A 301-nucleotide genomic window follows, 5' to 3' on the forward strand; every position below is an offset into this window, starting at 1 on the left:
ATGGCGGATCATGACCAGGCACGGGTGGATCTCTGCGAGCGTCACGCTCGACACTTCGAGGCCGATGACTGGTGGTTCCTGACCTACCGGGGCTGGGCCCATGGCGAGAATGGCAACGTGACGCTCGCCCGGGAGCTGACGCAGCGTGCCCTAGAGGTACGTCGCAACAATGTGAATGCTGCCCATGCCTTCGCCCATGTGCTCCATGAGTCCGGAGCCAGCGATGAGGCCGAGGCGCATATCACCGACTGGTTGCCGGGATACGACCGAAGCGGAATTCTGCATGGCCATATCGCCTGGC

1 pseudogene is annotated in these 301 nt (G+C 62.8%); it reads left to right on the forward strand.

The window, feature by feature from the left end:
- Positions 1–301: pseudogene (locus tag M8009_RS18960) on the forward strand (hypothetical protein); the annotation flags it as partial.

It is taken from the genome of Halomonas gemina (genome assembly GCF_023554995.1).
In the GTDB taxonomy this organism is placed as follows: domain Bacteria; phylum Pseudomonadota; class Gammaproteobacteria; order Pseudomonadales; family Halomonadaceae; genus Halomonas; species Halomonas gemina.